Source organism: Actinomycetes bacterium, from assembly GCA_036510875.1.
In the GTDB taxonomy this organism is placed as follows: domain Bacteria; phylum Actinomycetota; class Actinomycetes; order Prado026; family Prado026; genus DATCDE01.
In genome coordinates this window covers 1-8458 of the sequence record DATCDE010000061.1, presented here as the reverse complement: position 1 = coordinate 8458, position 8458 = coordinate 1, and the positions used below count along the sequence as shown (strand labels likewise).

Here is an 8458-nt window from a genome sequence, read left to right as displayed (position 1 = left end):
TGGTGCTCAGCGGAGCCAGCCCGATGCGGATCCCGTCCGGCTGCCGGTAGTCCGGGATCACCCCGCGCCGCCACAGCTCGTCGAGCACGTCTCGGAACCCCGGCCGCCGCAGCGTGACGTGGCCGCCGCGTCGGGTGCTGTCCCGCGGCGAGACCACTTCGACGCCGAGCCCGAGCAGCCAGGCGTCGGTCAGCTCGAGCGCGAACTCGGTCAGCCGCACCGACTTCGCCCGTACCGACGGCAGTCCGGCCTGCTCGTACATCTCGAGGCTGGCCAGCAGCGGGAGCATCCCCAGGATCGGTGGGGTGCCGCTGAGCAGCTGGCGGGACCCCTCGCTGGGCTGGTAGCCGGGGCCCATCGCGAACGGGTCGCGGTGACCGATCCACCCCCAGATCGGCTGCTGGACGGCGTCGTGCAGGCCCCGGCGCACATAGCCGAACGCGGGCGACCCGGGACCGCCGTTGAGGTACTTGTAGGTGCAGCCGACCGCGAGGTCGACCCCCCACTCGTCGAGGGCGACCTCGACCGAGCCGACGGAGTGGCTGAGGTCCCACAGCGCCAGGGCCCCCGCATCGTGGGCGATCGCGGTGATGGCCGGGGTGTCCGCGATCCAGGCCGAGCGGTAGGCGACCTGGCTGAAACACACCAGCGCGGTGTCCGGGCCCACGATCGCCGCTACCTGCTCGGGGGTGACACCGGACGCCGGGTCGGTCTCGATCCAGCGCAGCACCAGCCCGCGCTCGGCGGCGATGCCCTCGAGCACGTAGCGGTCGGTCGGGAAGTTGTCCGTGTCGACGACGATCTCGCGCCGCCCCGGCCGGGCGTCGACCGCCGCCCTGGCCAACTTGTAGAGCATCACCGACGTGGAGTCGGAGACCACGACCTGTCCCGGGCCCGCACCGAGCGTCGCGGCGCCGAGTCGGTCCCCGACGACTAGCGGCCAGTCCATCCAACCGTCGGTCCAGCCGCGGATCAGCCGGTCCGCCCAGTCCTGCCGGACGAACCGCTCGATCCGCTCGGCCGTCAGGTCCGTCGGGCGGCCCAGCGAGTTGCCGTCGAGGTAGGCGACGACGTCGGTGCCCTCGGGGGTGAGGAACCGGGCCCGGAACGCCGCCAACGGGTCGGCGGTGTCCAGGTCCTCGGCCTTGCACAACAGCTCGTCAGGCACGGACCCCTCCTACTCGGCCATCGGGATGCGGACGCCGCGGGTGGCCGCCACCTGCTCGGCGATCTCGTAGCCGGCGTCGACGTGCCGGATCACCCCCATCGCCGGGTCGTTGCGCAGCACCCGCTCCAGCTTGAGCGCCGCCAGGTCGGTCCCGTCCGCGACAGTGACCTGCCCGGCGTGGATGGAGCGCCCGATGCCGACACCGCCGCCGTGGTGGATCGAGACCCAGGTCGCACCCGACGCAGTGTTCACCAGAGCGTTGAGCAGCGGCCAGTCCGCGATCGCGTCCGAGCCGTCGGCCATCGCCTCGGTCTCCCGGTACGGCGAGGCCACCGAGCCGCTGTCGAGGTGGTCACGGCCGATGACGATCGGGGCGCTGACCTCGCCGGAGGCGACCAGCTCGTTGAACCGCAGCCCCGCAACGTCCCGCTCGCCGTAGCCCAGCCAGCAGATCCTGGCGGGCAGCCCCTGGAAGGCCACCTTGTCCTGCGCCGCACGGATCCAGCGCTGCAGGTGGTCGTTGTCCGGGAACAGGTCGAGCACGGCCTTGTCGGTCGCTGCGATGTCGCGCGGGTCGCCGCTGAGCGCGGCCCAGCGGAACGGTCCGTTGCCCTCGCAGAACAGCGGACGGATGTAGGCGGGCACGAAGCCAGGGAATTCGAACGCCCGCTGATAGCCGCCGAGCCGGGCCTCGTCGCGGATCGAGTTGCCGTAGTCGAACACCTCCGCGCCGGCATCCATGAACCCGACCATGGCCTCGACGTGCTTGGCCATCGAGGCGCGGGCCCGGTCGGTGAACTCCTCGGGCTTGCTCTCGGCGTACTCGTGCCACTCCTCGACGCTGACCCCCTCGGGTAGGTAGCTCAGCGGGTCGTGCGCGGAGGTCTGGTCGGTGACGACGTCGACGTCGACGCCGCGCCGGAGCAGCTCGGGCAGCACGGTCGCGCAGTTGCCCACCAGTCCGACCGACAGCGCCGTCCCCGCTGCCTTGGCGGTCTGGCAGCGCGCGATGGCGTCGTCCAGGTCGGCGGTGTACTCGTCCAGGTAGCGCTGGTCGACGCGCCGGCTCAGTCGGGACTCGTCGACGTCGACGACCAGGCACGCGCCGCCGTTGAGGGTGACCGCCAGGGGCTGCGCCCCGCCCATGCCGCCGCACCCGCCGGTGACGGTGAGCGTGCCGGACATGGTGCCGTTGAACCGCTGGGCGGCCACCGCGGCGAAGGTCTCGTAGGTGCCCTGCAGGATGCCCTGGCTGCCGATGTAGATCCAGGAGCCCGCGGTCATCTGTCCGTACATGGTCAGCCCGAGGTGCTCCAGCCGGCGGAACTCCGGCCAGGTGGCCCAGTCGCCGACCAGGTTCGAGTTGGCGATGAGCACCCGCGGCGCCCACTCGTGGGTCTGCATGACGCCCACCGGGCGGCCGGACTGCACGAGCATCGTCTCGTCGTCCTTCAGCGTGGTCAAGGTGCGCACGATCGCGTCGAAGCTGCGCCAGTCACGCGCCGCGCGGCCGGTGCCTCCGTACACCACCAGGTCGTCGGGGCGCTCGGCCACCTCGGGGTCAAGGTTGTTCTGCAGCATCCGCAGAGCGGCCTCGGTCTGCCAGCTCTGCGCGGTCAGCGTGGTGCCGCGAGGGGCGCGCACCGGACGGGCACCTTCCATGGTCGTTCCTCTCAGTTCAGTGGGGCTTGGGCGGCAGTGCGGGCGGCGGCCAGCAGCGTGCCGTCGTGGACGGCGACCACGATGGTCTCGATCTCGGGCGACAGGAACCGGTCGTGGGCGGGGCCAGGGACGCCGGCGGCCCGGACAGCGGCTAGCACGGCGGCAGTGGCGGGGGCAGGGACCAGCGGGGCGCGCAGGTCGAGCGCCCTGGCCGCGGTGAGGATCTCGATGGCCAGCACGCGGGTGAGCCCGTCGACGGAGCGGCGCAGCTTGCGGGCGGCGCCCCAACCCATCGACACGTGGTCCTCCTGCATGGCCGAGGACGGGATCGAGTCGGTGCTGGCGGGCACGGCCAGCCGCTTGAGCTCGCTGACGATCCCGGCCGCGGTGTACTGGGCGATCATGTGCCCGGAGTCCACGCCCGGGTCGCCCGCGAGGAACGGCGGCAGCCCGTGGCTGCGGGCGACGTCCAGGAACCGGTCGGTGCGCCGCTCGCTGATGCTCGCGACGTCGGCTGCAACGATGGCCAGGAAGTCCAGCACGTAGGCCACGGGGGCGCCGTGGAAGTTGCCGTTGGACTCGACCCGGCCGTCGAGGGTGACCACCGGGTTGTCGATGGCGGAGGCCAGCTCGCGGCTGGCCACCGTGGCCGCGTGCTCCACGGTGTCCCTGGCGGCGCCGTGCACCTGCGGGGAGCAGCGCAGCGAGTAGGCGTCCTGCACCCGCGTGCACTCCGGCCCCCGGTGGCTGGCCATGATCCCGCTGTCGGAGAGCAGCGACCGCAGGTTGGCCGCCGAGATGGCCTGGCCGGGGTGCGGGCGCAGGGCCTGCAGGTCGGCGGCGAAGACGGCGTCGGTGCCGAGCTGGGCCTCGACGCTCATGGCGGCGGCTACGTCGGCCGTGGCCAGCAACCGCCGCAGGTCGTGGAGGGCCAGCACCAGCATGCCGAGCATGCCGTCGGTGCCGTTGACCAGCGCCAGGCCCTCCTTCTCGGCGAGCTGCACCGGCTCGATGCCGTGCGCGCGCAAAGCCTCGGCAGCCGGACGCAGGGTGCCGCCGGCGTCGCGCACCTCGCCCTCACCCATCAGCGCGAGGGCCACATGGCTCAGCGGCGCCAGGTCCCCGGAGCAGCCGAGCGAGCCGTACTCGCGCACGACCGGAGTGAGGCCGGCGGTGAGCATTGCGGCATAGGCGCTCACGGTCTCCACCCGCACACCGGTGCGGCCGGTGGCCAGAGTGGACAGCCGTAGCAGCATCATGGCCCGCACCACCTCGCGCTCGACCTCGGCGCCGGACCCGGCGGCGTGCGAGCGGATCAGGCTGCGCTGCAGCTGGGCGCGCATCTCGACCGGGATGTGCTTGGTGGCCAGTGCCCCGAAGCCGGTCGAGACGCCGTAGTGCGGCTCGTCGTCCTTGGCCAGTGCCTCGATGATCTCCCGGCTGCGGGCGATCTCGGCCAGCGCGTCGGGGGCCAGCGAGACGCCGGCACCGTCCCGCGCGACCCGCACCAGGTCCTGCGGGCTGACCGGTCCGACGCCCACCATCACGTGTTCGTTGCTCATGCCCCTATGGCACACCGCACCGAGGGGTTCCTCCCAGCCCCGGCAACCCATTTGCATCTGGGATCCCAGACAATCGGTTTACTGTGGACGCATGCCTCCGCACCCCGGTGTGCCCGCAGCCCGCCAGGCGCTGGCTCTGCTGCAGGCGCTGGCCCGGCAGTCCGGGCCTGTTCCGGCCGCGACGCTGGCCCGCGACCTCGACCTGCCCCGGTCCACGACCTATCACCTGCTGGCCGAGCTGGCCGACGCGGGCTTCGTCGTCCACCTGCCCGAGGAGCGCCGGTACGGGCTCGGTGTGAGCGCCTTCGAGATCGGCACGGCCTACATGCGTCAGGAGCCGCTGGCCCGGCTGGCCCGGCCGGTGCTCGCCCGGCTGGTCGACGTGGTCGGGCAGTCCGCCCACCTCGCCGTGCTGCACGGCCGCGAGGTGCTCTACGTCGTCGAGGAGAGGGCGCCGGGCCGACCGCCGCTGGTCACCGACGTGGGGGTGCGGCTGCCGGCGCAGCTGACCGCGAGCGGCCGGGCGGTGCTGGCCGGACTGCCCGCGGCCCAGGTCCGGGCGCTGTTCCCCGATCCGGGCGCCTTCGTCGACCGGCACGGCACCGGACCGGCCTCGCTGTCCTCGCTGCGGCGGCTGCTCGGCGAGGTCCGGCAGGCCGGCTACGCGAACGAGGACGGCGAGGTCACGCCCGGCCTGGCCTCCGTCGCGGTCGCCGTCCACGACCACACCGCGCGCCCGGTCGCGGGCGTCGCTGTCACCTTCGACGCCGAGCTGGACGGCGCCGCGCGGGTCCGGCTGGCTCAACGGGTGGGCCTGGCTTCGGCCGACCTCACCCGCCGGATCGGCGGCCGGGCGCCCTAGCGTCCAAGATCGCTGTCCGCGCGAAGAATGTGCCCTCTGCAGGGCGGAATTCTGGTCTCCCGCTAGCGGCGATCAAGGAGCTGGCGTCTCTTCCGCGCGGTTCCGCGGGCGCACACCTGCCCGTCCTGAGTGGCCCAGACCGAGCAGGCTCCATCGTCGGCTCGCTGCGCGTGGAACGTCACGGAGGCACCGACGAACGCCGGGGCCACCAGCCGGTACTCAAGGGACCGCAGCTCCCCCACTGCCCGCTGGGCCACCTCGGCGCAGGCGGTGGCGATGAGCGGGCCGTGCACGAGCAGGCGGCCATGCCCCTCCACGTCCCGGACATAGTCGGGGTCGTAGTGGATGCGATGAGCGTTGTAGGTGAGAGCGCTGTACATGAACAGCAGCCGAGCATCGGGGTCGAGGGTCATCGTGACGGCGCCGGGCGGAGGTCCGGCTGGGAGGTCCGCGGGTGCCCCGGCCGCACCGTGGCGCATGTCGGCCGCGGCCCGGTAGACGATGTCGCGCCGGTCACGTACCCGCAGCAGGCCCTCGCTGACGATGTCGTGCTCCTCGGTGACCAGCAACAGCCAGCCGGACCGCCCCACTCGCAGCCGCACGTCCGCCACCCGGCTCACACGGGTCGCCGCCGCGCCGACCGACAGCGGCGCGAGCACCTCGACCAGGCCACCGCCGAAGCGTCGCTGCCGCGCCGACAGCGGTGGCAGCAGACCGCCGAGCGGGTGGCCGTCCGGCCCGAGCTCGCCCAGGGCCGGGGCTTCATGCAGCTGAACCTCGTGCCAGGTCAACGGCAGCGGCTGCCCGGTCAGCGGCGCTGCCGCGCCGAGCAGCGCCGCGATCGCCCGGACGGACCACTCGTCGATGCGGCCCTCGACGCTGGTCGCCGCGGGGCGCCAGGTCTCGACGACCCTGCTGAACTCCTCCGGCGGCTGGCTCACCGGAACGCGCCGATCCCGTTTCCGGCCCGGCCGATGAGCAGCTTCTGCACCTGGCTGGTGCCCTGGTACAAGGTCATCACCCGCGCGTCCCGCATGTACTTCTGCACCGGGTACTCGTCGATGTAGCCGTAGCCCCCGAACGCCTGGATGGCCAGGTTGGCCGCTCGCACCGCTGCCTTACTGGCGAAGTACTTGGCCTTGGACGCCTCGACGCCGAACGGCTCGCCCCGCTCGATCAGCTCGGCCGCCCGCCAGACGAGCAGCCGCGCCGCATCGGCGTCCACCGACATGTCGGCGATCATGTCCTGGATCAGCTGGAAGGACGCAAGCGGACGACCGAACTGCTGACGGTCCCTGGAGTACTGGACCACGGGCTCCAGGCAGCCCTGGATGATCCCCACGCAGCCGGCCCCGACCGACACCCGCCCCTTGTCCAGCGAGCGCATCGCGATCATGAACCCCTGGCCCTCCTCGCCCAGCCGGGCGGAGTCGGGCACCCGGACGTCAGTGAGGTCGACCTCCGCCGTGGCCTGCCCGCGCAGGCCCAGCTTGCCCTTGATCTCACGGGTCTCGAAGCCCGGCGAGTCCGTGGGCACCAGGAAGGCCGAGACCCCGTTGGGTCCGGGGCCGCCGGTACGGGCGAACATCAGGCACAGGTCGGACCAGGTGGCGTTGCTGATGAACATCTTCTGGCCGTTGAGCACGTAGTCGCCGCCGTCGCGGGCCGCCCGAGTCTTGAGACTGCCGGCGTCCGACCCGGTGTCCGGCTCGGTCAGCCCGAAGCCCGCGAGCTTCGCCCCCGTGGCGATCGAGGGCAGCCACTCCTGCTTCTGCTCCTCGGTGCCGTGCGAAAGGATCACCTTGCCGACCAGCCCCATCGAGACCGACACGATCCCGCGCACCGACGAGTCGGCCCGACCGAGCTCCTCCATGCCGATGCAGTGGGTGATGCAGTCGCCGCCGAGGCCGCCGTACGCCTCCGGGCTGGTCAGCCCGAAGAAGCCGAGCTCCCCCAGCTTGGGCACGATCGCGATGTCCACCGCCTCGGCCGGGTCCCAGGCGGCCCGGTGAGGCATGACCTCCCGGTCCAGGAACTCGCGTGCGAGCGTCTCGAAGCTCAGCTGCTCCTCGGTGAGAGCAAGGTCCATCAGGTTCCTCCGGCGGACATGGTCCTCTTCCCGTGCGCGTCGTAGACGTACCAGCCGCGGCCAGACTTGCGCCCCAGGTGACCCTGCTCGACCAGCTCGGTGACGCTGCGGCTAGGTGCGTCCTTGGGGTCGCCGGTCTCGGCGTACCGGGCCTGCTTGGTGAAGTAGCCGATGTCGATCCCGGTGAGGTCCATCAGCTCGAACGGGCCCATCGGGTAGCCCAGGGCGGTGCGGCAGACCGTGTCGATCGCCTCGACCGAAGCAATGCCGTTCTCCAGCAGGGAGATCGCCTCGTCCCGGACGGCGTTGAGGATCCGGTTGGCGACGAACCCCGGGATCTCCTTGTCGAGGACGACGGGCGACTTGCCCAGGCGCCTGGCCAGCTCGACCGTCGTCCGCACCGACTCGTCGGAGGTCTGCGGGCCGCGGACCACCTCGACGCAGGCCATCACCAGCGCCGGGTTGAAGAAGTGCATGTTGCAGACCCGGTCCGGCCGGTTGGTCGCATCGGCCAGCTTCGATGGCACGAAGCTCGAGGAGTTCGTGGCCAGCACGGTGTGCTCCGGGCAGAGCCGGTCCAGCCGGGCGAACAGCTCGCGTTTCACGTCGAGCTTCTCGACCGCTGCCTCGATGACGAAGTCCGCGCGGGCCGCGGCCGTGTCGAGGTCGGTGGTGAAGTGCAGCCGGGCGAAGGCGTCGTCCTGCTCGGGCTCGGTGAGCCGGCCCGTCTCGACCATTCGGTCGACCCGCAGCGCCAGCTGGTGGCGGGCAGTGTCGAACATGGCCGGCTCGATGTCGCCCACGTCGACGTCGAGGCCGGCCAGCGCGCAGGCCATCGCGATCTGCGAGCCCATGGTGCCGGCGCCGACGACCAGCACCCGGCCGACGTCGGTCATGCATCCCCCCGGACTTGCTCGCGCAGGTGGTACTTCTGGATCTTCCCGCTGGGCGTCTTGGGGAGCTCGCGGAGCACCTCGAGCCGTTCCGGCGAGTAGTTCTTGGCCACCCCCTTGGTCTCCGTGAACTGCTTCAGCTCCTCGAGGGCGAAGTCCCCGACCCCCGGTTTGAGGACGACGCAGGCGCAGGCACGCTCCTGCAGGCGCGGGTCGGGGACG

8 protein-coding genes are annotated in these 8458 nt (G+C 72.1%); 1 reads left to right on the top strand and 7 read right to left on the bottom strand.

Going from position 1 to position 8458, the window contains the following annotated elements:
- From VIM19_03380 to hutH, 3 genes are all read right to left on the bottom strand, one after another.
- The coding region (locus tag VIM19_03380; GenBank protein ID HEY5183951.1) for an aminotransferase class V-fold PLP-dependent enzyme at window positions 1–1168 on the bottom strand (1168 nt) is incomplete at its 3' end.
- Window positions 1169–1177: 9 nt separating this feature from the next.
- The gene (gene hutU / locus VIM19_03375) at window positions 1178–2830 is read right to left on the bottom strand and encodes a urocanate hydratase (protein ID HEY5183950.1); all 1653 of its coding nucleotides are present in this window, start codon (window positions 2828–2830) and stop codon (window positions 1178–1180) included.
- Window positions 2831–2841: 11 nt separating this feature from the next.
- Window positions 2842–4392, bottom strand: a complete 1551-nt coding sequence (gene hutH, locus VIM19_03370) for a histidine ammonia-lyase (GenBank protein HEY5183949.1) — start codon at window positions 4390–4392, stop codon at window positions 2842–2844.
- 91 nt (window positions 4393–4483) lie between these two features.
- On the opposite strand from hutH, the gene VIM19_03365 reads away from it, so the two are divergent.
- A complete protein-coding gene (locus VIM19_03365; GenBank protein HEY5183948.1) occupies window positions 4484–5254 on the top strand; it encodes an IclR family transcriptional regulator in 771 nt (256 codons plus the stop codon).
- 62 nt (window positions 5255–5316) lie between these two features.
- Here the strand turns inward: VIM19_03365 and VIM19_03360 are convergent, their stop codons facing one another.
- The 4 genes from VIM19_03360 to VIM19_03345 all read right to left on the bottom strand — a co-directional run.
- Window positions 5317–6195: a hypothetical protein gene (locus tag VIM19_03360; GenBank protein ID HEY5183947.1), complete on the bottom strand. Its 879-nt coding sequence runs from the start codon at window positions 6193–6195 to the stop codon at window positions 5317–5319.
- Window positions 6192–7343, bottom strand: coding sequence for an acyl-CoA dehydrogenase family protein (locus VIM19_03355; protein ID HEY5183946.1), 1152 nt, complete (start codon window positions 7341–7343; stop codon window positions 6192–6194). Before VIM19_03355 ends, VIM19_03360 begins: the two co-directional genes overlap by 4 nt.
- The gene (locus VIM19_03350; GenBank protein ID HEY5183945.1) at window positions 7343–8239 is read right to left on the bottom strand and encodes a 3-hydroxyacyl-CoA dehydrogenase family protein; all 897 of its coding nucleotides are present in this window, start codon (window positions 8237–8239) and stop codon (window positions 7343–7345) included. Before VIM19_03350 ends, VIM19_03355 begins: the two co-directional genes overlap by 1 nt.
- A partial coding sequence (locus tag VIM19_03345) for a cyclohexanecarboxylate-CoA ligase (GenBank protein ID HEY5183944.1) occupies window positions 8236–8458 on the bottom strand: 223 nt, incomplete at its 5' end. The genes VIM19_03350 and VIM19_03345, both read right to left, overlap by 4 nt.

Bases quoted from the DNA above. Each gene is read 5' to 3' on its own strand.
- VIM19_03355 (HEY5183946.1), bottom strand. From the start codon at position 7,343: ATGGACCTTGCTCTCACCGAGGAGCAGCTGAGCTTCGAGACGCTCGCA.
- VIM19_03365 (HEY5183948.1), top strand. From the start codon at position 4,484: ATGCCTCCGCACCCCGGTGTGCCCGCAGCCCGCCAGGCGCTGGCTCTG.
- hutH (HEY5183949.1), bottom strand. From the start codon at position 4,392: ATGAGCAACGAACACGTGATGGTGGGCGTCGGACCGGTCAGCCCGCAG.
- hutU (HEY5183950.1), bottom strand. From the start codon at position 2,830: ATGGAAGGTGCCCGTCCGGTGCGCGCCCCTCGCGGCACCACGCTGACC.
- VIM19_03350 (HEY5183945.1), bottom strand. From the start codon at position 8,239: ATGACCGACGTCGGCCGGGTGCTGGTCGTCGGCGCCGGCACCATGGGC.